This window comes from Polaromonas sp., from assembly GCF_012927485.1.
GTDB lineage: Bacteria > Pseudomonadota > Gammaproteobacteria > Burkholderiales > Burkholderiaceae_C > Polaromonas.
Genome location: NZ_JABBPC010000020.1, coordinates 1 through 23,003, shown reverse-complemented (window position 1 = coordinate 23,003; position 23,003 = coordinate 1). Strand labels below are relative to the sequence as shown.

The window sequence follows — 23,003 nt, the reverse complement described above, 5'->3', positions numbered from 1 at the left end:
GGAAATAAAGCATATGGTTGAAATTGAACTCGACGGCCAGAAGGTGGAAGTGCTCGAAGGCAGCACGGTGATGCATGCGTCTGAAAAAGCGGGTATTTACATCCCGCATTTTTGCTATCACAAGAAGCTGAGCATCGCCGCTAACTGCCGCATGTGTCTGGTGGACATAGAAAAATCGCCCAAGCCAATGCCAGCGTGCGCTACGCCGGTAACGCAAGGCATGATCGTACGCACCAAGAACGACAAAGCTGTCAATGCCCAAAAGGGCGTGATGGAGTTTCTTCTGATCAATCACCCGCTGGACTGTCCCATTTGTGATCAGGGCGGCGAGTGTCAGTTGCAGGATCTGGCCGTGGGTTATGGCGCGAGTGGGTCACGTTATCAAGAAGAAAAGCGCGTGGTGTTTCACAAGGATGTAGGGCCGCTGGTCTCCATGGAGGAGATGAGCCGTTGCATACACTGCACCCGCTGCGTGCGTTTTGGACAGGAAGTTGCCGGCGTGATGGAGCTGGGCATGTCTCACCGCGGTGAGTACGCCGAGATTGAGACTTTCGTCGGCATGTCGGTAGATTCCGAGCTGTCGGGCAATATGATTGACATTTGCCCGGTAGGCGCCTTGACCAGCAAGCCTTTCCGCTACAGCGCTCGCACTTGGGAGCTGTCGCGTCGCAAGTCGGTCAGCCCCCATGATTCAACCGGTGCCAACCTGATCGTCCAGGTCAAGGGCAACAAGGTGATGCGCGTCGTTCCGCTCGAGAACGAAGAGATCAACGAATGTTGGATTGCCGATCGGGACCGCTTTTCTTACGAGGCCCTGAACAGCGACGAACGCCTGACCAGCCCCATGCTCAAGCAGGGCGGCGAGTGGAAGACGGTCGACTGGCAGACCGCACTGGAATATGTGGCCAATGGTCTTAAACAAATCAAAGCAGACCATGGTACGGGCAGCATCGGTACGTTGGTCAGTCCTCACAGTACTTCGGAGGAGTTGTATCTGGCCGCTTCGCTGATGCGCGGACTGGGGAGCGAGAACATCGATTACCGCCTGCGTAACGCCGAATTTTCGCCGTCGGCCACCGTTGACTGGCTGGGCACCTCTATCGCATCGTTGTCGCAACTGCAGCGCGTGCTGGTCATCGGATCCAATCTACGCAAGGATCATCCGCTTTTTGCCCAGCGTATTCGCCAGGCTGTTCGCAAAGGGTGTGTGCTGAGTGCCATCAACTCTGATAAGGAGCTGACTTCCGCAGACGCCTGGGCCATGCCGGTCTCCAATTTTTTGACAGCCGCGCCAGGCGTCTGGGCACAGGCCCTGGCTGATGTGGCTACGGCAATTGCTGCAGACATGGGCGTGACCGCACCGGCCGCAGGCCAAGCCACGGACGTTGCCAAGGCGATTGCCAAGTCGTTGCAGGGGGGTGAGCAAAAAGCCATCTTGCTCGGTAACGCAGCGGCGCACCACGTTCATGCAAGCAATCTTCTTGCGTTGGCGAACTGGATAGGGGCTCAAACTGGCGCGACGGTCGGCTACCTGACTGAAGCCGCCAATACCGTGGGCGCCCAATTGGCGGGTGCCTTGCCCGGGAGCAATGGCCTTCATGCTGGGCAGATGCTGGATGGCAAGCTGAAAGCGGTCCTCTTGCTGAACAACGAGCCTGAGTTCGACTCCGCCGCTGGCTCCAAAGTTAAGGCTTCACTGAACTCCGCCCAGATGGTCGTCACACTGAGTCCCTTCAAGGCCAACATGAGCTTTAGTGATGTGTTGCTGCCAATTGCGCCTTTCACAGAGACCCCTGGAACTTTTGTGAACGCCGAGGGGCGGACGCAGAGCTTTCATGCCGTCGTCAAACCTTTGGGCGAGACGCGCCCAGCCTGGAAAGTCTTGCGCGTACTGGCCAACTTGCTCGGCTTGCCCGGCTTCGATTTTGAGTCTTCGCAGGATGTGCTCAAGCAAATTCCAGTGTTTGATTTCGCGCAAGCGGCTCAAACCGCTTCAGACCAGCGCCTCAACGCGAGCGAAGTCCACCTTACCGTGTTCAATGCGGTCGGCCCGGTGCCGGCTGTCGCCAGCATCTACCAGCTGGATGGGCTGGTCAGGCGGGCTACCGCGCTGCAATTGACGGCGGATGCGCGGCAAGCGGCTGGCCTCGAAGGAGTCCAGGCATGATTGACGCAATTTTCGGGTATGGCCAAGGTTTGATGGGGGGCATTTGGCCCACCACGGTCTGGCCTGTCTTGTGGGCGCTCATCAAGATTGTCTGTTTGCTGGTGCCATTGCTGGCTTGTGTGGCCTACCTTACGCTGTGGGAACGCAAGGCGATTGGTTTTATACAAGTCCGTCTGGGCCCTAACCGCGTTGGTCCTTTGGGTCTGTTGCAGCCCATCGCTGATGCGCTCAAGCTGCTGACCAAAGAGATCATCATTCCCACCGCCGCAAGCAAGGGCTTGTTCGTGCTGGGGCCCATCATGACGATCATGCCGGCCCTGGCTGCCTGGGCGGTCGTGCCTTTTGGGCCAGAGGTAGCGCTGGCCAATATCAATGCGGGCCTGTTATTCCTGATGGCCATCACCTCCCTAGAAGTGTATGGCGTCATCATTGCGGGTTGGGCATCGAACTCCAAGTATGCATTTCTGGGCGCCATGCGTGCTTCCGCCCAAATGGTGAGCTATGAAATCGCCATGGGCTTTTGCCTGGTGGTGGTGCTCATGGTGTCGGCCAGCCTGAATATGACCGACATCGTCATGAGCCAGGGAAAAGGGATGGCTGCGAGCGCGGGGTGGACGTTTCTGTCGTGGAACTGGCTGCCTCTGTTACCCATTTTTTTAGTCTATTTCATTTCCAGCATGGCCGAGACGAATCGCCATCCGTTCGACGTGGTGGAGGGGGAGTCGGAAATTGTCGCGGGGCACATGGTGGAGTACTCCGGCATGGCTTTTGCGATGTTTTTCCTGGCCGAATACGCCAACATGATTCTGGTCTCGGTGCTGTGCGTGATCCTCTTTCTGGGTGGCTGGCTGTCGCCGTTTGACAGCGCCCTCCTGAACTGGATTCCTGGCTGGATATGGCTCGGCATCAAATCGTTTGTGGTGGTCACGATGTTCCTGTGGGTGCGTGCGACTTTCCCAAGGTTCCGCTACGACCAGATCATGCGTCTGGGCTGGAAAATCTTTATCCCTGTGACCCTGGTATGGCTGGTAGTCGTCGGGGCCTGGATGCAGACCTCTTACAACATCTGGAAGTGAATATGACCCCCACGCTTTTCACTTTGTGTAATGCGCTGCCCCCCGAGGAGGCCGCTGCGCCTGCGGCCCGGCAAAGCCGGTTCCGCGGCCCCTGCTGTGACAGAACCCGGTATATGACTCAGTTGCGCGGAAAATCATCATGAGTGCAGTTGCCTCCATCAAGGATTTTGTTTCAAGCTTCATGTTGACCGAGTTGTTCAAGGGCATGGCCCTGACCGGCAAATACATGTTCAAGCGCAAGATCACTATTCAGTTCCCGGAAGAAAAAACCCCGCTAAGTCCCCGTTTTCGAGGCTTGCACGCGCTGCGCCGTTATGAAAACGGCGAAGAGCGGTGCATCGCCTGCAAGCTTTGTGAGGCGATATGCCCTGCGGTGGCCATCACGATTGAATCTGACGTGCGGGAAGACGGCAGCCGGCGCACCTCACGTTATGACATTGACCTGACCAAATGCATTTTCTGCGGCTTTTGTGAAGAGAGTTGCCCGGTCGATGCGATTGTGGAGACACATATTTTTGAATATCACGGTGAAAAGCGGGGTGACTTGTATTTCACCAAAGAGATGTTACTGGCAGTCGGTGACCGGTATGAATCCGAAATAGCGGCCAGCAGGGCGGCAGATGCCAAATACCGTTGAACGACACTGTCCACCACTGATTTAATCCGCTAATTAGCTGGCTCAAGAAAGAATCTACAAAAGTATGGACGCTAAAACAGGTCTTTTTTATGTCTTCGCCGCGGTGCTGCTATTCGCAGCCTTCAGGGTGATTACAGCGCGCAATCCCGTGCATGCTGCGTTGTATTTAGTGCTTGCATTTTTTCAGGCTGCTGCGATCTGGATTTTGCTCAAGGCCGAGTTTCTTGCCATTACCCTGGTGCTGGTTTATGTGGGGGCGGTGATGGTGCTCTTCCTCTTCGTGGTGATGATGCTCGACATCAATATGGACGGTGTGCGGAAAGGTTTCTGGACGCATTTTCCACTTGCGGGCACGGTCGGCGCCATCATCGCGCTGGAGATGTCTTATGTGTTGATGGGTGGGTTCCGCGAGCCCCCCAAAGGGGCTTCACTGCCGTTAGGCCCAAGCCAGATCGCTGCTCAGGTTTCCAATACCAAAGAGCTGGGGAAAATGCTGTATTCGGAATACCTCTACCCGCTGGAAATTGCAGCTGTGATTTTGCTGGTCGCCATTATTGCCGCCATCGCCCTGACCTTGCGTGAGCGCAAGGACTCCAAACATATTAATCCTTCGGATCAGGTTCGGGTCAAGCCGGGAGACCGGGTTCGCTTGGTCAAGATGAAGGCCGTGGTCGCGGACTATGCCGCATCCGTCGCCATCACAACCGGTACACCCGTCGAGGAAAAAAAATAATGACGCTAACGCTGGGACATTTTCTTTCTTTGGGTGCCATGCTTTTTGCGCTGTCGGTCATTGGTATTTTCCTTAATCGCAAGAACCTGATCGTGCTGCTTATGGCAATTGAGCTCATGTTGCTGGCTGTCAACATGAATTTCGTTGCATTTTCGTACTATCTGAACGATATGGCGGGACAAGTTTTTGTATTTTTTATTCTGACTGTCGCGGCTGCCGAATCCGCCATCGGACTGGCCATTCTGGTGCTGTTGTTCCGTAACAAATCCAGTATCAACATCGACGAACTCAACACGCTCCGGGGTTAATAAAAAGATGAGTCAAACCCTCTCTCTATCGACGTTGCTGGCGGTTCCGCTAGCACCATTGGCCGGCGCCCTGGTGGCCGGTATTTTAGGAACCTCTTTCGGAGGTAACTGGATTGGTCGACGTCTGTCGCACACCCTGACCATCCTGGGTGTACTGGTCGCTTTCATCATTTCTGTCATGACGTTGAAAAGCGTGGCGCTCGATGGCGCGCGTTTCAATGAGACGCTTTACACCTGGATGACGGTTGGTGATTTGAAAATGGAAATCGGCTTTCTGGTCGATGGCCTCACGGCCATGATGATGTGTGTGGTGACTTTTGTGTCGCTTATGGTGCACATCTACACGATTGGCTACATGAAGGAAGATGACGGCTACAACCGTTTCTTTGCCTATATTTCCCTGTTCACTTTCTCCATGCTGATGCTGGTGATGAGCAACAACCTGCTGCAGCTCTTCTTTGGCTGGGAGGCGGTGGGACTGATGTCTTATTTGCTGATTGGATTCTGGTTTAACAAGCCGACGGCTGTTTTCGCCAACATGAAGGCTTTTCTCGTCAACCGGGTCGGTGACTTCGGCTTTATTTTAGGCATTGGGCTCATCGCCGCCTATGCCGGTACCCTGAACTATGCCGAAGCTTTTTCCAAGGTGGACGAACTCTCCAAGTTGGTTTTTCCGGGGACCGGCTGGATGCTGGTGACGGTAATCTGCATCTGCCTTTTCATTGGTGCGATGGGCAAGTCGGCCCAATTTCCGCTGCACGTGTGGTTGCCGGACTCGATGGAAGGTCCCACCCCCATCTCTGCTTTAATCCACGCAGCGACGATGGTGACTGCCGGCATTTTCATGGTGGCGCGGATGTCACCGCTGTTTGAACTCAGCGATACCGCGCTCAGCTTCGTCATGGTGATCGGTGCGATCACGGCGCTATTCATGGGATTTCTAGGCGTCATCCAGAACGATATCAAGCGGGTGATCGCTTATTCAACCTTGTCGCAGCTGGGGTACATGACGGTAGCGCTCGGTGCTTCCGCTTACTCCGTGGCCGTGTTTCACCTGATGACGCATGCCTTCTTCAAGGCACTTTTGTTCCTGGCCGCGGGCTCAGTCATCATCGGCATGCACCACAATCAGGACATCCGCTGGATGGGGGGCGTGCGCAAGTACATGCCGATCACCTGGATCACTTCGTTGGTGGGGTCGCTTGCGTTGATCGGGATGCCCCTGTTTGCCGGGTTTTACTCCAAGGACAGCATCATCGAAGCCGTTCACGAAAGCCATTTGGCGGGCGCTGGCTTTGCTTATTTTTCTGTGCTGGCAGGTGTTTTCGTCACCGCTTTCTATTCATTCCGTTTGTATTTTCTTGTGTTTCACGGCAAGGAGCGTTTCGATGAGAATCCCGACGCGCAGCACCATGACGCGAGCGAAGAACCTGATCCGCATCCTATTGCGAGTGATCACCATACGCCACGCGAGTCCCCGTGGGTTGTGACGCTGCCGCTGATTTTGCTGGCCATACCCTCGGTGGTAATCGGTTTCATGACCATTCAGCCCATGCTGTTCGGTGATTTTTTCAGGGACGCGATTTTTGTCAATCTTGAACGGCATCCCGCGATGGAAGAACTCGCCAAGGTGTTCCAGGGCCCGCTGGAAATGGCCCTGCATGGCCTGACGACTGCGCCATTCTGGCTGGCGCTGTCAGGCGTTGTTCTGGCGTACTACATGTACATGGTTAATCAAGCGTTGCCAGCCGCCATCAAGCGCAAAGCGCAGCCCATTTACACGCTGCTTGAAAACAAATATTACCTTGACTGGTTCAACGAAAATGTTCTGGCGCGTGGGATGCGCGCACTCGGTACGGCCCTCTGGAAGGGGGGAGACCAGACGCTGATCGATGGCGCGCTGGTGAATGGATCCTGGAAGCTGGTCGGTTGGGTGTCAGGCATCGTGCGAAAGCTGCAGTCGGGCTATATCTACCATTACGCCTTCGGCATGATCGTCGGTGTATTTGTATTAATGACCTATTTCGTCTGGCTGAATCGATAAAGCAATCTATAAGAAGAAGGAAGAAAAGAAATGGGATTGTTGAGCCTTGCAATCTGGACGCCGATTATTTTCGGCATTGTTTTATTAATGTTGGGGCGTGACGAACAGGCGCGCAGTGTGCGTTGGATTGCCCTGATCGGTGCGCTCATCAGTTTTCTGGTGACCCTGCCTTTGTACGACGGCTTCCAGCTGGGTACTTCCGCTATGCAGTTCGTCGAGAACGGTAGCTGGATACAGCGCTTTAATGTCAACTACCACTTAGGCGTGGATGGCATTTCGTTGTGGTTCGTGTTGCTGACCGCCTTTATTAATGTGGTGGTAGTCATCGCCAGCTGGGAATCGATTACCACGCGGGTTAACCAATACATGGCCGCCTTATTGATTCTCAGCGGGCTCATGATTGGCGTGTTCGCGGCGCTGGACGGTGTGTTGTTTTACGTGTTCTTCGAGGCCACGCTGATTCCGATGTACCTGATCATCGGTATTTGGGGGGGGCCGAACAAGATCTATGCGGCTTTCAAATTTTTCCTGTACACGCTGCTCGGTTCCCTGCTGATGCTGGTCGCGCTGATTTTTCTTTACAACAAGTCGGGGGGCAGTTTTGATATTCTCACGTGGCAAAAGCTGCCGCTGAGTGCTACGGTGCAGACCCTGCTGTTTTTTGCTTTTTTCGCGGCTTTTGCCGTCAAGGTGCCGATGTGGCCTGTCCATACCTGGTTGCCCGATGTTCATGTGGAAGCACCCACCGGGGGTTCTGCCGTGCTGGCAGCCATCATGCTCAAGCTCGGGGCTTACGGTTTTCTGCGTTTCTCTTTGCCGATTGCCCCTGATGCCTCGCGTGAATGGGCCTGGCTGATGATTGCCCTGTCCCTGATTGCCGTCATCTATGTGGGGCTGGTAGCACTGGTACAGCAAGACATGAAAAAGCTGGTGGCCTATTCGTCCGTGGTCCACATGGGTTTTGTTACCTTGGGCTTCTTCCTGTTCAGTGACTTGGGCGTTTCGGGTGGAATTGTGCAAATGATTGCCCACGGCTTTGTGTCGGGTGCCATGTTCTTGTGTATTGGGGTGCTGTACGACCGCGTGCATTCGCGGGAGATTGCCAGTTACGGCGGCGTGGTGAACACCATGCCCAAGTTTGCAGCCTTTGCCTTGCTGTTTTCCATGGCTAATTGCGGCTTGCCCGGCACGGCCGGTTTCGTTGGCGAATGGATGGTGATCCTGGCGGGCGTCAAATTCAACTTTTGGATTGGTGGTGCTGCGGCAACGACGCTGATTTTTGGCGCGGCCTACACACTATGGATGTTCAAGCGCGTGTACCTCGGGCCGGTCGCCAATAAAGACGTCAAAGCGTTGAAAGACATCAACAGCCGTGAATTTCTGATGCTCGCGTTGCTGACCATTGCGGTTCTGTACATGGGCATTTATCCAAAGCCGTTTACCGATGTGATGAACACGTCGGTGGCTGACCTGCTCAAGCATGTAGCGGTGTCGAAACTGAACTGAACCAACCTAGATAAAAATTCAGATGATTGACAAACTCAGTTGGATTTCGGTATATCCCGAAGTCGTCCTCTTGATCATGGCCTGCGTGATTTTGCTGGTGGATCTCGCGGTTAAGAGCCCGCGCCGTAACGGCACCTACGTGCTGACATTGCTGACGCTGGCCGTGGTCGCTTCCATCGAAGCCTTCTATGCGCTCGGCGGCCAGACCTTTTACGGTTTCGGCAACATGGTGGTGGTCGACCCCATGGGCAGTTGGCTCAAATGTTTTTCCAGTATTACGCTGATGATCACGCTGGTCTACGGTCGGCCCTATGCCGCAGACCGCGGCATGCTGCGGGGCGGCGAGCTGTTCACGCTCAGCCTATTCGCCTTGCTGGGCATGTTTGTGATGATTTCAGGCCACAACTTTCTCGTCATCTACATGGGGTTGGAGCTGTTGACGCTGTCGAGCTACGCACTGGTCGCCTTGCGCCGAGACAATGCAACGGCCACTGAAGCGGCGATGAAGTACTTTGTGCTGGGTGCGCTGGCTTCGGGCTTTTTGCTTTATGGCATGTCGATGCTGTATGGCGCCACCGGCTCGCTGGATATCAACGAAGTGTTCAACGCGATTGCCAGCCGTCAGGTCAAGCATCAGGTGCTGGTGTTCGGCTTGGTGTTCATCGTGGCAGGCCTGGCTTTTAAATTGGGCGCAGTGCCGTTTCATATGTGGCTGCCGGACGTTTACCAAGGTGCGCCCACGGTCGTGACCCTGCTGGTCGGTGGGGCGCCGCAACTGGCGGCTTTTGCCATCTGCATCCGCTTGCTGGTGGAAGGTCTGTTGCCGCTGGCGATTGACTGGCAGCAAATGCTGGCACTGATGGCTATTGGCTCTTTGCTGATAGGTAACCTGGCTGCAGTCGCCCAGTCCAATCTCAAACGCATGCTGGCGTTTTCAACGATCTCCCAAATGGGTTTTTTGCTGCTGGGACTGCTGGCCGGTGTGGTCAATGGCAACCAGATCAACACGGAATCAGCCTACAGCGCTTCCATGTTCTACGCCTTGACGTATGTACTTACGACGCTGGGCGCGTTCGGCATTATCTTGCTGCTTGCCCGGGCGGGATTTGAGTCCGAAGAAATCACTGATCTGGCTGGGTTGAACCAGCGCAGCCCGCTGTACGCCGGCGTCATGGCCATCAGCATGTTTTCGTTGGCGGGCCTGCCGCCACTGGTGGGGTTTTATGCCAAGCTGGGTGTCCTGCAGGCACTCATCTCGTCGCAGCAAACGAGCTACCTGGTGCTGGCTATTTTTGCGGTACTCATGTCGCTGATTGGTTCTTTCTACTATCTGCGCGTGGTTAAAGTGATGTACTTTGATGCGCCCCGGGGCAACAACCTTCAGCCCATATCGGCACCCGCTGACGCTAGGGTAGTGCTGGCGATCAATGGCGCGCTCATCCTGATTCTGGGGATTGTGCCCGGCGGACTGATGACTCTTTGCGCGCAATCCATTAGCAGCATCGTTAAGTCTCTGGGAAGTTAGACCACCGCCATGACTCAAACCATGTCAGTCTGGCTCGTTGTGCTGCTGGCCTTGTTGATGGCTAACTTGCCATTTATCAGCAACCGCCTGTTCGCGGTTGTTTCGCTCAAGAGCCCCAAAATTCTGGCAGTGCGAGTGGCAGAAATGCTGCTGGGGTATTTGCTTGCAGGCGGAGTAGGGCTGTTCCTTGAGCAGCGCACCGGACAGATTGCCCCGCAAGGCTGGGAGTTCTATGCCATCACTGGCGCGCTCTTCATCACCTTTGCCTTTCCTGGTTTTACCTACCGTTATTTGTTTAAACACCGTTCATGAAGCCTAGTCCGGGGATTGCTGGCGAAGGCGGCATGGTCGATGCGCATCTGGTGGAGACCACAGTTGTTTCCGAGGAAATTCTCAAGGGTAATTTTCTTAACGTGCGCCGCGACACCGTTCGGCTACCGGATGGCAGCTACACCACACGCGAATATGTCATACACCCCGGCGCGGTGATGATCGTGGCGCAACTTGATGACGGCCGTCTGGTGCTGGAGCGCCAATACCGCTATCCGATGCAAGCGGTGATGATTGAATTTCCCGCAGGCAAGCTCGATCCCGGTGAGCCGTCGCTGACCTGTGCGCAGCGTGAATTGCTGGAAGAAACGGGCTACACCGCCCGTGAGTGGGCCAGAGCCGGCGTGCTGCATCCGGTTATTTCCTACTCCACCGAATTTATCGATGTCTGGTTCGCGCGCGCGCTGACTTTAGGCGACCGCAAGCTGGATGTGGGTGAATCGCTGGACGTGTTCACGGCCACGGCGGCGGAGCTCTCGGCCTGGTGCGGTAACGGCCGGGTCACCGATGCGAAGACCCTGGCAGGCGTGCTGTGGATGCAAAACGTGTTGTCGGGGATGTGGGCACTGGATTGGCAAACTGCAGCTGCGTAACGTATTGACCATAATTTAGCCATGAAAGTTCTGAATCTGCAGTGTTCCCATCAGCATTCTTTTGAAGGCTGGTTTGGGTCTGAGGATGATTTTCAGCTACAGCTGGGCAGCGGTCTGATTGAATGTCCCCTGTGTGCCGACAAAGGAATTCAAAAAATGCCGAGCGCTCCGCGTCTCAATCTCGGCGGACAACAGCTTCAAGAGGCACCCGTGAAAAGATTGCAGGAAACGCGCTCTGCTGCGTCAGCTGTCGCGCCCCGCGAAAACGACTTGGCCGGGAGTCTGGCCGCCGTGACGGACCTGTCGATCGGCCCAAGCCCCTCCGCGCAGGGCGCTTTCCTTAAAGCGTTGCGTCATGTGATGGCCCAGACGGAAGATGTCGGCAGACAATTTGCCGATGAAGCGCGCCGTATGCACTATGGCGAGGTTGAGGAGCGCAACATTCGCGGCCAAACCAGCGCTCGGGAAGCCTTGGAACTGCTGGAGGAAGGTATTGATGTGGTGCGGCTGCCGCTGCCTCCCGCGATCAAGGAGACCCTGCAATAGGCGTGCAGGGTGCCCGATTTAGCGCCCTTGATGTTTGCGTTGTCCGTCCATCAAGGATAAAGTCCGCGCAACTCGCGTGTATGCAGAATACGCTTGCAAGCGACGATAAACGTGGCGGTGCGCAGGCTCACTTTATTGTCCTGCGCCACTTGCCATATGCCGGAGAACGCCTCCTTCATGATTTTGACCAAGCGAGCGTTAATTTCTTCTTCGTCCCAGAAGAAGCTTGAGAAATCCTGCACCCATTCGAAATAGCTAACGGTCACCCCACCCGCGTTGGCAATCACGTCGGGCACCACCAGGACATTGCGCTCGTGCAGGATGTCGTCGGCTTCGGGCGTGGTGGGGCCGTTCGCACCTTCGATGATCATGCGTGCCTTGATGCGCCCCGCATTGGCCGCTGTGATTTGTTGCTCCAGCGCGGCGGGGATGAGGATTTCGCAGTCGACCTCCCAGAACAGCTCATTGGCAATCGATTCCGCCTGGGCGAAGCCAGCCACGCTGCCGGTCTCTGCCACATGCTTGAGCAAGGAGGGAACATCCAGCCCCGCTTCGCGGTAAATGGTGCCACCATGGTCCTGCACCGCGACCACGCGGGCACCCGCTTCAGCAAATAGCTTTCCGGCAACGCCGCCCACATTACCGAAGCCCTGGACTGCAACCCGCGCGGTGCTGATGTCCAATGCGAGGTGTCTGGCGGCTTCCGCGCCAACCGTGAAGACGCCTCGGCCGGTTGCTTCACGTCGACCCAATGAACCGCCCAAATCGACCGGCTTTCCGGTCACTACGCCGGTGGCCGTGGAGCCTGTGTTCATGGAGTAGGTGTCCATCATCCATGCCATGATCTGCTCGTTGGTGTTGACATCGGGTGCGGGAATATCTTTGTTCGGGCCGATGATGATGCCGATCTCGCTGGTGTAGCGGCGCGTCATGCGCTCAAGTTCACCGTTGGACAGCTTTTTCGGGTCTACGCGAATACCGCCTTTTGCACCGCCGTAAGGCACGTTAACGGCAGCGTTTTTGATCGACATCCAAGCCGACAGCGCCATCACTTCCGACAGCGTCACATCCTGGTGAAAACGCACACCGCCCTTGCCCGGCCCGCGCGACACATTGTGCTGCACTCGGTAGCCCTCAAAGTGGGCTACGGTACCGTCATCCATGTGAATTGGGACGTCCACAATCAGTATGCGCTTGGGTCGCTTCAGCGTTTCGGTCCAGCGTGCCAGGTTACCCAGATAGGGAACGACCCGGTCAACCTGTTGCAGGTAGTTCCCCCACGGCCCCAAGTCGTCTGCCTTCAAATAAGAAGGAATCAAAGAGTGCGAGACAGACGCGATTGACGGGGCTGTGACGGGCGGTTTGGATGTTTTTGACATGGGAAAAGGTCCTTATGGGAATCATCAAGTGATGAACTGTAAGAGCCCTCTGGAGCGATGTCCAATACCGGGTTTTGCTCAGGTTATGCAAAAAAGTAATAGCGAAGCAATGGCTGCAATGGACGCGCCGCCGGGCGGGTCAGGGCGACGACGAGGTGCATTATTGGGCGAATCCGCATGCACTTTACCTAACGGCTGGCCTGAATCGGCTAAGCCGACCGAGCACCAGACATGCGAGAAAAAGCAACCGGGAAGGGCGGTTCCCAATCTGTCATGGGTGCGGGCGTCGGATTAAAGCTTGGCAGGTCTTAGCGGCGCGACAAGACCTCACGCAGCGTGGAGGCCAACTCCCCGACGGCGAATTTGGCAATATAAGCATCTGCGCCCGAGCTTTTGACGTGGCCTTCGTTGGCCGCACCCGTCAGCGAAGAATGAATCACCACGGGGATGGATTTGAAGCGGGCATCGCTCTTGATATTGCGCGTCAGGGTAAAGCCATCCATCTCGGGCATTTCCAGATCTGTAAGGACCAACGCCACCTTGTCCTGTGCCGTCTTGCCTTCACCCTCGGCCTCGGTGGAGATGGCTTGAAGCCGTTCCCAGGCTTCCTTTCCGGTCTTGGTCATGATGTAGGGAACGCCCATGGCCGTGAGTCCCTCTCCGATCATCGATCTGGCCAAGGCGGAGTCGTCGGCGGCCAAAACAACGGTGCCGTGCGGCAAATCTACTTTGAACTGGGCGGAGAGTGCCGGTGCTTGCTTCTCCATCGGCATGACGTCGCGCAAGATCTGCTCAACATCAAGCACCTGCGCCAAACGCGTATCCTCGGCATCGCCATCGAGGCGGGCAAGGCTGGTCACTAGTCCGCCGCCTTGGCCTTCAGCCGACATCACTTGCTCCCACTCCAAACGCACGATTTCAGTGACTTCCTCAACGGCAAAGGCCTGCGTGCTGCGCGAGAACTCAGTGACCAGCAAAATCGCCAAGCCGTTTTTGGGTTTGCATCCCACGACGGCTGGCAGGTCGATGACGGGAATGATCTGCCCCCGTATATTGGCCACACCCATGACGTGGGGTGGGGCATTCACCATGTTCGTGATGGTGGGCATGACCAGGATTTCGCGTACCTTGAAGACGTTGATGCCAAACAACTCCCGGTGTTCCGTGTTGGCGGCTTCCCCGAGTCGGAACAGCAGTAACTCGAACTTGTTGCTGGACGTCAGGTTGGTACGTTCGTCAATTTCGTGAAGCTCTTCATTCATGGGTCATCCTGTGGTGCGTTTAATTCCTAAACACGAATAGGTAGAGCTTACACGGCCTGCAAGGGGTATTTACACCGCCCGGAAATTGGATTCCGTGAATTGCCGAGGCTGCGAGTCGCCAACGTTGGTCCCGCATCAAACGGCGCTTTTACGGTATGAATTGAAGCGCTGCCAGTCGTGCATAGACCCCATTGGCGGCCATCAAGCTCTCGTGGGTTCCCTGCTCCACCATGTGGCCATGGTCAATCACCAAAATGCGGTCGGCCTTTTGAACGGTAGCGAGGCGGTGCGCAATCACCAGCGTGGTTCGGTCGCGCATGGCGGATTCCAGTGCCGCCTGCACCATGCGCTCGCTTTCCGCATCCAGCGCGCTGGTGGCTTCATCCAGCAACAGCAGCGGTGAGTTTTTTAGCATGGCCCGTGCAATCGCGATGCGCTGGCGCTGCCCACCCGACAGGCGAACGCCACGCTCGCCCAAAAAGGTGTTGTATCCCTCAGGCAACGCACTGATGAATTCATGTGCAAAGGCACCCTTGGCAGCTGCTTTGACTTCTTCGTCCGTGGCGCTTGGCTTGCCGTAGCGTATGTTCTCCAGTGCGCTGGTCGAGAAAATAACCGCGTCCTGCGGCACGATGCCGATGCGCTGCCGCAAGTCAGCGAGCGCCATATCCGCCGTTCGTACACCATCCAGTTCAATCCGGCCCGAGGCAGGATCATAAAAGCGGAGCAGCAACTGAAACACGGTACTTTTCCCGGCACCGCTCGGACCCACGATGGCCACGGTTTCACCAGGCGCCACGCTCAAGTTGAAGTCGGTCAGTGCCGCTTGCGTGGGGCGCGACGGATAGTGAAACGTGACGCCTTCCAATTTGATAGCGCTTCCTGATTGCGTTACATGGGCTGGAACCGGCTGGGAGGGTGAAACCACTGGCGAACGGGTTTCCAGCAGCTCCATCAATCGCTCAGTGGCTCCGGCCGCGCGCAGCAGGTCGCCATAGACCTCGCCCAGCACCGCAGCAGCGCTGGCCAGAATGATCACATAGAGCACGGTTTGGCCGAGGTGACCGGCGGTAATGTCGCCGCGCATCACCGCCTGCGTGCCCTGGTACAGGCCCCACAGCAGCGCCGCTGACGTAGCAATGATGATGAAGGCCACCAGTACCGAGCGTGCCTTGGTGCGGCGCACGGCGGTATTGAAGGCGTCGGTGGTGGACTGGTCAAAGCGGGCCGCTTCGCGGGCCTCAGCGGTGTAGCTTTGTACGACCGGAATGGCGTTGAGCACCTCGGCCGCAATCGCACTGGAGTCAGCGATGCGGTCCTGACTGGCCCGCGAAAGCTTGCGCACGCGTCGTCCGAACCACACCGATGGGGCGACGATCAGCACCAGCCCCCCCAGCACTTGCACCATGAGGTAGGGGTTGGTGATCACCAGCATGCCCAGCGCGCCCACGCCCATCACGGCGTTGCGCAGCCCCATGCTGAGTGATGAGCCCACGACGGTTTGCACCAGCGTGGTGTCGCCGGTCAGGCGCGACAGCACCTCGCCGGTTTGCGTCGTCTCAAAGAATTCCGGGCTTTGGCGCAGCACGTGGACATAAACCGCGTTGCGCAGATCCGCGGTCACCCGTTCGCCGAGCCAGCTGACCATGTAGAAGCGGCCTGCCGAGAGCAGTCCCAGCGCCGCCGCAACACCAAACAGTTCAAAAAAGTGAGTGCGCAGCGCCATCAGTTGTTCGCCTTTGGAGGCCGCGCTAAGCCCACCATCGATCAGACTGCGCAGGGCCAGCGGAAACACCAGCGTGGCAACGGCAGCCATCACCAGGAAAAACATAGCCAGACCAATCCGACCGAGATAGGGACGCAGGAAAGGCGCCAGGCCGGAAAGAGAACGGGCGGAATGCTTGGGCACGGTTGGAGCGGCAGAACGGGATGAAATAGCCATAGGACGAGTTTATCCATAAAACTGCCGATACAAACACCGCCTTGACAATATTTGTCTAGACAAGTAATATTCGGAGATGGTTTCAAAAATTGAATTAGATCCGTTCGTCGATACGCTGTCGTGTCCGCTGGTCGAGTTTTATCGCGCGGAGGGCTACACGCCGGATGACAGCATCGGTTACCTCATGCGCCGCATCCTTTCCCTGATTGCACACGGTGTCGAGCGGGAACTGGAGCCAACAGGCCTGACCAATGCGCAGTGGGTGCCACTGCTCAAGCTGTACACGGGGTGCGCCTCGACAGTTGCGGAACTGGCCCGGCAATGCGAACTCGATGCGGGCTCCATGACCCGCTTGCTCGACCGTCTGGAGGCCAAGGAGTTGTGCCGCCGTGTTCGTACCTCGGACGACCGGCGCGTGGTCAACCTGGAACTGACGGAAGCAGGACGCGCCGCCGCTCAAGAGATTCCGGGCATTCTTAGCCGGATTCAAAATGCCCATCTGGCCGGCTTTTCGGTTGAAGAATGGCAGATTCTCAAAGGCTATTTGCGTCGCATTTTAAATACGGCGCACATCCTGCAAGCAGCAGCGGAAAAAAATGACAAATAACACTACATCCCTCGAAAGCCTTTCGATGGCTGCCCCGCAGAGTGAACGACCGTCCTTGCCGGTGTGGCACGCGTCGTTTCGCATGGCCCTTGTTTCAGCGGCAAGCGTGGTGGCTGCCGGACTGATTGCCACTGGCCTGACCGGTTGCGCCAACATGTCGGGCATTGAGCCGGTGGCCAGTCTGCGCGAGGCGTCTTCGCTGGGCTTGGATGCGCCATCGGTTCAAGGTGAAACCGAGGTACCGGTCGCGACGCAATGGTGGCGTGAGTTTGGCGACGAGCCGTTGAATCGTTTGGTGGCGCAGGCCTTGGAGAGCAGCCCCAACCTGAAGCTGGCGCAGACGCGTCTGGCGCGCGCGCAGGCCGTGATGGAAGTAGCTGATGCGGCCACCTTGCCCCAGATTGCGGGTCAAGTCGATCTGACGCGTCAGCGCTATACCGCCAATGGCGCTGTGCCGCCGCCGCTAGCCGGCACCATTCTGAATAGCGGAACAGCCCAGCTCAGTGGGAGCTGGGAGCTGGATTTCTTCGGTAAGAACCGCGCCGCTCTCGACTCGGCATTGGGCGGGGTAAATGCGGCCCAAGCCGATGCGCAGGCCGCACGTGTGCTGCTGGCGAGCCAGGTGGCGCGCACTTATTTCCAGCTGGTGCGTCTGAATGAGCAGGTTGCCGTGGCGGACCGCACCCTGGCACAGCGTGAAGAGACCCTCAAGCTGGTACGAGACCGCGTCAACGCAGGCCTGGATACCCGACTGGAGCTGCGCCAAAGCGAGGGGGGCCTGCCCGAAGCGCGCCTGCAGTTGGAAACCCTGCAGGAGCAGATGGCCTTGACGCGCCATGCACTGGGCGCACTCATTGGGCAGCCAAATGCTGCGCTTGCGTTGGCTCCGTCTGAACTTTCAGCTATTAAAAAAATAACGGTTGCGCAAAACATTCCGGCTGATTTGCTGGGGCGCAGAGCCGATATCGCGGCAGCGCGTTGGCGCGTCGAGGCCTCGTCTAAAGAGGTGGTCAACGCCAAGACGCAGTTTTACCCGAACCTCAATCTGGTTGCGTTTGCAGGTTTCTCCAGCATTGGGCTGGGCCGTTTGCTCAATTCGGGCAGTCAACAGTGGGGGGTCGGGCCGGCCTTGCGCCTGCCGATTTTCGACGCGGGTCGGCTGCGCGCCAACTTGCGCGGTAAAACCGCCGACCTGGATGCCGCCGTCGAGATCTACAACGTCGCCGTGGTCGATGCTGTGCGGGATGTGGCCGACCAAGTTACCTCGTCGCAGGCTATTGCTCGCCAACAAGCCCAGCAACAGGCCGCTCAGGAGGCGGCGGAAGCCGCTTACGAGATCGCGCTGCAGCGCTACAAAGCGGGTCTCGGCAACTACCTCAACGTTCTGTCGGCAGAAACCAGCGTACTGAGTCAACGTCGCCTCGCGGTGGATTTAGCTGGCCGGGCCTTGGACACGCAGGTAGCGCTGATTCGCGCCCTCGGCGGCGGCTACCAAGCCGAGTCAACTTCAGCGTCCCAATCTGTCACAAAAACAATAGCGGGTGGTGGCTGAAACTGCCCCGGCAGCGAGCCCATTTATTCAAGAAAACAGGCGGTGTGATCCCTTACGGGGAAACCCCAGCCTTGCCCAAACTACGTCACGTGCACCCAACGCATAAAGAACCTTATGAACGCTCCCCAATCTTCCGATTCCAATGCCTCTAGCAGCATTACCGATCCGGTTCACCCGCCAACGAAGCCGCCCGCTCGCAATCCCCAGCGTCGAAAAGCACTGACGGCGCTCGCCACCGTAGTCGTCCTGGGCGGGCTGGGCTGGGCGCTGTACGAGTACTTCTCGGCCAGCCATTACGAGTCCACCGACAATGCTTACGTACAAGGCAATGTGATCCAGATTACGCCGCAAATTGGCGGCACAGCCATGGCCATCATGGCGGACGACACCGACTTTGTGAAAGCGGGCCAGACGCTGGTGCAGCTCGATCCGGCTGACGCCAAAGTGGCGCTGGACCAATCTGAAGCGGCCTTGGCCGAAGCCGTGCGCCAGGTGCGCACGCTGTATGCCAACAATGGCACGCTGGCAGCACAGATTGCTTTGCGCGACGCGGACGTGGTGAAGGCTCAAAGCGAGATAAGCCGCGCGTCTGATGACCTTAACCGCCGCCAGTCGCTGATCGGCAATGGTGCAGTGTCCAAAGAAGAACTTAACCACTCCCAGACCCAGTTGGCGACCGCTAAGAGTGCATTGGCCGCAGCCAACGCCGGCGTGATCGCCGCACGCGAGCAACTTACCAGCAACCAGGCCCTGACTGAAGGCACCAGCATTGAACAGCACCCCAGCGTCCAGATGGCGGCTGCGAAGGTACGCGAGGCTTACCTCGCCACTCAACGCACGGCGCTGTTCGCCCCAGTGGATGGTTATGTAGCCAAACGCACGGTGCAACTTGGCCAGCGTGTAGCCGCCGGTATGCCGCTGATGTCCATCATCCCGCTAGGGCAGGTCTGGGTCGATGCCAACTTCAAGGAAGTGCAGTTGCGCACTATCCGGATTGGCCAACCCGCCACCTTGGTGGCTGACCTGTATGGCAAGAAGGTGGAATATAACGGCACCGTGGTGGGCCTGGGGGCTGGGACGGGAGCGGCTTTTTCGCTTCTTCCCGCGCAAAACGCCACCGGTAACTGGATCAAGGTAGTGCAGCGCGTTCCCGTGCGCATTGCGCTGGATGCCAAGCAATTGCAAGAGAACCCGCTGCTGGTAGGTTTGTCCATGGTTGCGGAAATTGATGTGAGTAAGCGAGACGGAAAAACTCTCGCCGACGCTCCGCGCGCTGCAGCATTGTTGCAACCTCAGGCGTATGCCGCGAAGGGCGATGCGGCGAACGACGATGTGCGACGCGTGATTGCGGCTAATTCGGGGAAAGCCAGCGCCGTGGCCAGCGGCCGCGTCGCGCAACGACAGGCCATACAAGCGCAGTAATTAACCGCCGCTTGGCGCAACGTCTCTTCTCTTTTTTAGCTCACCTTTTTTCAGGGTTTTCATGGCCTCCGAACCAGCACCCGCCGCGTCATCCGGCTATATTCATCCGCCGCCGCTGACCGGTTCAGCCCGCCTTTGGGGCACCCTGGCGCTGTCAGCCGCAACCTTCATGAACGTTCTCGATACCTCGATCGCGAACGTTTCCTTGCCCGCCATTGCGGGTGACTTGGGGGTCAGCCCCAACCAGGGCACCTGGGTCATCACCAGCTTTGGGGTCGCCAACGCCATTGCTGTCCCGCTCACCGGATGGTTGTCGCAGCGCTTCGGCCAAGTTCGTCTTTTCACTACCAGCATCATTCTGTTTGTAATTACCTCTTGGTTGTGCGGCCTCGCGCCCAATATGACCACGCTAATTTTCTTTCGTGTGCTTCAGGGACTCGTGGCGGGCCCGATGATTCCGTTGTCCCAGGCCTTGCTGCTGTCCAGCTATCCCCGAGCGCTGGCCGGGCTGGCCATGGCCCTCTGGTCCATGACCACACTGGTGGCACCCGTTATGGGGCCGCTGCTCGGTGGCTGGATCACCGACAACATCTCCTGGCCCTGGATTTTTTACATCAACATTCCCGTGGGTTTCGGCGCTGCATTCGTGACCTGGAGCATCTTTCACAAGCGCGAAAGTATGACCAAAAAGCTACCGATTGATTCGGTGGGTTTGGCGCTGCTGGTGATTTGGGTCGGCTCTTTGCAGATCATGCTCGACAAAGGCAAGGAACTGGACTGGTTTCATTCCGGAGAAGTGGTGGCGTTGGGTGTCGTCGCGCTGGTGGGGATGATTGCCTTCGTCATCTGGGAGCTCACTGAAGAACATCCCGTGGTGGACCTCACGCTGTTCAAACGACGCAACTTCTGGGCCGGTGCGCTTGCGCTGTCGATTGGTTACGGCCTCTTTTTCGGTAACGTGGTGTTGTTGCCGCTGTGGTTGCAGCAGTACATGGGCTACACGGCGACGCAAGCGGGCATGATCATGGCCCCGGTGGGGTTGCTGGCCTTGCTGCTGTCCCCGGTGGTGGGTAAAAACATTGGCAAGGTAGACCCGCGTAAATTTGCCGCTTTTGCTTTCGCGGTGTTTGCGTTGGTGTTGTGGATGCGCTCAAACTTCAACACGCAGGCCGACTTCACCACCATCCTGATTCCCACCCTCATTCAGGGCGTGGCAATGGCGTTCTTCTTTATTCCGTTGGTCACCATTACGCTGTCGGGCATCTCGCCTGACAGGATTCCGGCGGCTTCCGGTCTGTCCAACTTTGTGCGTATCGTGGCCGGCTCCTTCGGCACGTCGATTGCCACGACCATCTGGCAAGACCGCGCCGCCATGCATCATGCCCAACTCAGCGAATCGGTCAATCTCGGCAGCGTTGCCACCAACGGCGCTTTGTCAGGTCTGGCCAGTGCAGGGCTGACGCCAGATCAGGCGCTGGGAACCATTAACCGCTTGGTCGACCAGCAAGCCTACATGCTGGCCGCGTCCGATGTCTTCTATGCCTCGGCGCTAATTTTTCTGTTACTCATTCCGCTGGTTTTCTTGACTAGGCCTGCCCAGGCAGGACTAGGGAATGCTGATGCGGCGGCGGGGGCGCATTGAGCACCAGCCTTTCGATTGGTTGAGGAAAGCCAAGAGTGTCATCGGCACTCGAGGCGCGTTCTGCTCAATGCTGAAAAGTTCAGAACGGACCCCAAAAGGGATCCGTGGAAAGTCGCGCGCAGCTGGTCAAAACACAATTTGCAAGCCCAGCTCAACCACCCGGTTCGACGGTATTTTGAAGAAGGCGGTTGCACTGCTGGCATTTCGGAACATGGCGATAAAAACCAATTTGCGCCAATAAGCCAATTCCGATCCCAACTTCGGAATTAGCGTTTCTCTGCCGAAGAAGAATGACGTGTCCATCAGTTCAATATTAAGTCCAGCCTCGGTGCACAGCGCCAGGGCCGCTGGTATATCGGGCTCATCTTTAAATCCATACTGGACGATGACCTGGGAAAAATTTCCGGGAAGCCGGATGACTTCAACACGATCAATGTCCGGTACATACGGCACATCGAACACGCGCACGCTTAAAACAATCACCTGCTCATGCAACGCTTTGTAGTGTTTGAGACTGTGCAACATGGCGTGGGGCACTGAGTCGGGGTCTTGGGTCATAAATATCGCAGTGCCGGGGACGCGGCTGACCCCGGTTTCTCCGATGTCCTGGATAAACGCCTTGAGCCGCAGTGCATCGGCCGAAAGGCGATAGTGCAAGAGTTCTCGCCCGCGCTTCCAGGTGGTTAACAAGATGAAGACCCCGAGCCCAAATGCCAAGGGAAACCAGCCGCCATCCGGAATCTTCACGACATTTGCCAAAAAGAAACCCAGGTCGATGCAGATGAAGGGAAGCGCGCCCAGTACGGCGCGCAGAGGGCTCCAGTTCCACAGACGGACAGCCACTGCAATCGCGAGAATATTGGTGATCAACATCGTGCCGGTAACGGCAATGCCATACGCTGCGGCCAGTTTGGAGGAGGTGCCGAATCCGATGACCAATCCGATAATTGAGGCCAATAAAAGCCAATTGATGGCTGGCAAATAAATCTGTCCAATTTCCCGGTCCGACGTGTGTTGGGTCTCAAAGCGTGGTGTATAGCCCAGCTGCATGGCCTGTTGGGTGATCGAAAAAGCCCCGGAAATTACAGCCTGCGAGGCAATTACGGTCGCTGCCGTGGCGAGGATGACCAGGGGATAGCGTCCCCAGTCCGGCGCGAGCAGGAAGAATGGATTTTCGACGGCAGCCGGAACGGATAAAAGCAGCGCACCTTGACCAAAATAATTAATAACCAATGCGGGTAAAACATAACCGAGCCAGGCGTACTGGATCGGTTTGGCGCCGAAATGTCCCATGTCGGCGTAGAGCGCCTCTGCGCCAGTAATGCATAGAACCACTGCGCCTAAAGCGAAGAAGCCGAGTAACGAGTTGTGGGCCAGAAAATTAAAGCCATAGATCGGATTAACCGCGGCAAGTACCGCTGGGTGCTGCACAACGCTTAGCCCTCCTAAAACAGCGAGCACCGCAAACCAGAGAACCATGATCGGACCGAAGAGCGCGCCGATGCTGGCGGTTCCTTTGCGCTGAAAAACAAACAAGCCGATCAGGATAGTGAGCGTGATGGGCAAGATATACGGCTTGAACGCAGGCGTGATCAGTTCCAGGCCTTCGACCGCAGAGAGTACCGAAATCGCTGGCGTGATGACGCCGTCGCCGTAGAAGAGCGCGGCACCGAACAGTCCCAGCGTAATCAATACCTTTTGCTGCCAGGACGCTGGATTTCCTTTCTGCAAG

The 23,003-nt window shown here is 57.0% G+C and carries 19 protein-coding genes; 15 read left to right on the top strand and 4 right to left on the bottom strand.

Translation table 11 applies throughout. The annotated features are described in order from the left end of the window. The first annotated feature begins 13 nt into the window (after positions 1–13). The 11 genes from nuoG (at position 14) to HHJ16_RS08100 (ending at position 11,465) form a co-directional block, all read left to right on the top strand. The gene (nuoG, locus tag HHJ16_RS08150) at positions 14–2,167 is read left to right on the top strand and encodes an NADH-quinone oxidoreductase subunit NuoG (RefSeq protein WP_293642102.1); all 2,154 of its coding nucleotides are present in this window, start codon (positions 14–16) and stop codon (positions 2,165–2,167) included. Then, positions 2,164–3,243 (top strand): NADH-quinone oxidoreductase subunit NuoH, encoded by a 1,080-nt coding sequence (gene nuoH, locus HHJ16_RS08145; RefSeq protein ID WP_293642101.1) that lies wholly within the window; start codon positions 2,164–2,166, stop codon positions 3,241–3,243. The genes nuoG and nuoH overlap by 4 nt, the downstream gene beginning before the upstream one ends. 139 nt (positions 3,244–3,382) lie before the next feature. Beyond that, complete coding sequence (gene nuoI, locus HHJ16_RS08140) at positions 3,383–3,880, top strand: NADH-quinone oxidoreductase subunit NuoI (RefSeq protein WP_293642100.1); 498 nt, start codon at positions 3,383–3,385, stop codon at positions 3,878–3,880. A gap of 64 nt (positions 3,881–3,944) precedes the next feature. Beyond that, complete coding sequence (locus HHJ16_RS08135; RefSeq protein ID WP_293642099.1) at positions 3,945–4,613, top strand: NADH-quinone oxidoreductase subunit J; 669 nt, start codon at positions 3,945–3,947, stop codon at positions 4,611–4,613. Continuing rightward, entirely contained in the window at positions 4,613–4,921 is a 309-nt protein-coding gene (nuoK, locus tag HHJ16_RS08130; RefSeq protein ID WP_293642098.1) for an NADH-quinone oxidoreductase subunit NuoK, read from the top strand. The genes HHJ16_RS08135 and nuoK overlap by 1 nt, the downstream gene beginning before the upstream one ends. 7 nt (positions 4,922–4,928) lie before the next feature. Next, positions 4,929–6,965 carry an NADH-quinone oxidoreductase subunit L gene (nuoL, locus tag HHJ16_RS08125; RefSeq protein WP_293642097.1) on the top strand — a complete coding sequence of 679 codons (2,037 nt, stop codon included), beginning with the start codon at positions 4,929–4,931 and terminating at the stop codon, positions 6,963–6,965. A 30-nt stretch (positions 6,966–6,995) separates the two neighbouring features. Next, positions 6,996–8,471: an NADH-quinone oxidoreductase subunit M gene (locus HHJ16_RS08120; RefSeq protein ID WP_293642096.1), complete on the top strand. Its 1,476-nt coding sequence runs from the start codon at positions 6,996–6,998 to the stop codon at positions 8,469–8,471. A 22-nt stretch (positions 8,472–8,493) separates the two neighbouring features. Beyond that, a complete protein-coding gene (gene nuoN / locus HHJ16_RS08115; protein ID WP_293642095.1) occupies positions 8,494–9,996 on the top strand; it encodes an NADH-quinone oxidoreductase subunit NuoN in 1,503 nt (500 codons plus the stop codon). A gap of 9 nt (positions 9,997–10,005) precedes the next feature. Next, positions 10,006–10,308, top strand: coding sequence for a DUF2818 family protein (locus tag HHJ16_RS08110; protein WP_293642094.1), 303 nt, complete (start codon positions 10,006–10,008; stop codon positions 10,306–10,308). Next, complete coding sequence (locus tag HHJ16_RS08105; protein WP_293642093.1) at positions 10,305–10,919, top strand: NUDIX hydrolase; 615 nt, start codon at positions 10,305–10,307, stop codon at positions 10,917–10,919. Before HHJ16_RS08110 ends, HHJ16_RS08105 begins: the two co-directional genes overlap by 4 nt. A 21-nt stretch (positions 10,920–10,940) precedes the next feature. After that, positions 10,941–11,465 (top strand): DUF1178 family protein, encoded by a 525-nt coding sequence (locus tag HHJ16_RS08100; RefSeq protein WP_293642092.1) that lies wholly within the window; start codon positions 10,941–10,943, stop codon positions 11,463–11,465. Between the two features lie 50 nt (positions 11,466–11,515). On the opposite strand, the gene HHJ16_RS08095 is transcribed toward HHJ16_RS08100, so the two are convergent. The 3 genes from HHJ16_RS08095 to HHJ16_RS08085 form a co-directional block, all read right to left on the bottom strand. Next, positions 11,516–12,844, bottom strand: a complete 1,329-nt coding sequence (locus tag HHJ16_RS08095) for a Glu/Leu/Phe/Val dehydrogenase (protein WP_293642091.1) — start codon at positions 12,842–12,844, stop codon at positions 11,516–11,518. 308 nt (positions 12,845–13,152) lie between these two features. Beyond that, positions 13,153–14,106 carry a chemotaxis protein gene (locus tag HHJ16_RS08090; protein WP_293642090.1) on the bottom strand — a complete coding sequence of 318 codons (954 nt, stop codon included), beginning with the start codon at positions 14,104–14,106 and terminating at the stop codon, positions 13,153–13,155. Between the two features lie 148 nt (positions 14,107–14,254). Further along, positions 14,255–16,048 carry an ABC transporter transmembrane domain-containing protein gene (locus HHJ16_RS08085; RefSeq protein WP_293642089.1) on the bottom strand — a complete coding sequence of 598 codons (1,794 nt, stop codon included), beginning with the start codon at positions 16,046–16,048 and terminating at the stop codon, positions 14,255–14,257. Between the two features lie 76 nt (positions 16,049–16,124). Between HHJ16_RS08085 and HHJ16_RS08080 the strand changes: the two genes are divergently transcribed. The 4 genes from HHJ16_RS08080 to HHJ16_RS08065 all read left to right on the top strand — a co-directional run bounded on the left by HHJ16_RS08080 (position 16,125) and on the right by HHJ16_RS08065 (position 21,271). Next, the gene (locus tag HHJ16_RS08080) at positions 16,125–16,655 is read left to right on the top strand and encodes a MarR family transcriptional regulator (RefSeq protein WP_293642088.1); all 531 of its coding nucleotides are present in this window, start codon (positions 16,125–16,127) and stop codon (positions 16,653–16,655) included. 82 nt (positions 16,656–16,737) lie between these two features. After that, positions 16,738–18,207, top strand: coding sequence for an efflux transporter outer membrane subunit (locus HHJ16_RS08075; protein ID WP_293642212.1), 1,470 nt, complete (start codon positions 16,738–16,740; stop codon positions 18,205–18,207). Between the two features lie 114 nt (positions 18,208–18,321). Further along, a complete protein-coding gene (locus HHJ16_RS08070) occupies positions 18,322–19,629 on the top strand; it encodes an HlyD family efflux transporter periplasmic adaptor subunit (protein WP_293642087.1) in 1,308 nt (435 codons plus the stop codon). A gap of 61 nt (positions 19,630–19,690) precedes the next feature. Next, a complete protein-coding gene (locus HHJ16_RS08065) occupies positions 19,691–21,271 on the top strand; it encodes a DHA2 family efflux MFS transporter permease subunit (protein ID WP_293642086.1) in 1,581 nt (526 codons plus the stop codon). Positions 21,272–21,397: 126 nt separating this feature from the next. On the opposite strand, the gene HHJ16_RS08060 is transcribed toward HHJ16_RS08065, so the two are convergent. Beyond that, the coding region (locus HHJ16_RS08060; protein WP_293642085.1) for a KUP/HAK/KT family potassium transporter at positions 21,398–23,003 on the bottom strand (1,606 nt) is incomplete at its 5' end.

Excerpts from the sequence above, each read along its gene's own strand:
- HHJ16_RS08105 (WP_293642093.1), top strand. The coding sequence starts at position 10,305 with ATGAAGCCTAGTCCGGGGATTGCTGGCGAAGGCGGCATGGTCGATGCG.
- HHJ16_RS08070 (WP_293642087.1), top strand. The coding sequence starts at position 18,322 with ATGAACGCTCCCCAATCTTCCGATTCCAATGCCTCTAGCAGCATTACC.
- HHJ16_RS08090 (WP_293642090.1), bottom strand. The coding sequence starts at position 14,106 with ATGAATGAAGAGCTTCACGAAATTGACGAACGTACCAACCTGACGTCC.
- HHJ16_RS08100 (WP_293642092.1), top strand. The coding sequence starts at position 10,941 with ATGAAAGTTCTGAATCTGCAGTGTTCCCATCAGCATTCTTTTGAAGGC.
- nuoN (WP_293642095.1), top strand. The coding sequence starts at position 8,494 with ATGATTGACAAACTCAGTTGGATTTCGGTATATCCCGAAGTCGTCCTC.
- HHJ16_RS08135 (WP_293642099.1), top strand. The coding sequence starts at position 3,945 with ATGGACGCTAAAACAGGTCTTTTTTATGTCTTCGCCGCGGTGCTGCTA.
- HHJ16_RS08065 (WP_293642086.1), top strand. The coding sequence starts at position 19,691 with ATGGCCTCCGAACCAGCACCCGCCGCGTCATCCGGCTATATTCATCCG.
- nuoG (WP_293642102.1), top strand. The coding sequence starts at position 14 with ATGGTTGAAATTGAACTCGACGGCCAGAAGGTGGAAGTGCTCGAAGGC.
- nuoI (WP_293642100.1), top strand. The coding sequence starts at position 3,383 with ATGAGTGCAGTTGCCTCCATCAAGGATTTTGTTTCAAGCTTCATGTTG.
- HHJ16_RS08080 (WP_293642088.1), top strand. The coding sequence starts at position 16,125 with ATGGTTTCAAAAATTGAATTAGATCCGTTCGTCGATACGCTGTCGTGT.
- nuoK (WP_293642098.1), top strand. The coding sequence starts at position 4,613 with ATGACGCTAACGCTGGGACATTTTCTTTCTTTGGGTGCCATGCTTTTT.
- HHJ16_RS08095 (WP_293642091.1), bottom strand. The coding sequence starts at position 12,844 with ATGTCAAAAACATCCAAACCGCCCGTCACAGCCCCGTCAATCGCGTCT.
- HHJ16_RS08110 (WP_293642094.1), top strand. The coding sequence starts at position 10,006 with ATGACTCAAACCATGTCAGTCTGGCTCGTTGTGCTGCTGGCCTTGTTG.
- HHJ16_RS08085 (WP_293642089.1), bottom strand. The coding sequence starts at position 16,048 with ATGGCTATTTCATCCCGTTCTGCCGCTCCAACCGTGCCCAAGCATTCC.
- nuoH (WP_293642101.1), top strand. The coding sequence starts at position 2,164 with ATGATTGACGCAATTTTCGGGTATGGCCAAGGTTTGATGGGGGGCATT.
- HHJ16_RS08075 (WP_293642212.1), top strand. The coding sequence starts at position 16,738 with ATGGCCCTTGTTTCAGCGGCAAGCGTGGTGGCTGCCGGACTGATTGCC.
- HHJ16_RS08120 (WP_293642096.1), top strand. The coding sequence starts at position 6,996 with ATGGGATTGTTGAGCCTTGCAATCTGGACGCCGATTATTTTCGGCATT.
- nuoL (WP_293642097.1), top strand. The coding sequence starts at position 4,929 with ATGAGTCAAACCCTCTCTCTATCGACGTTGCTGGCGGTTCCGCTAGCA.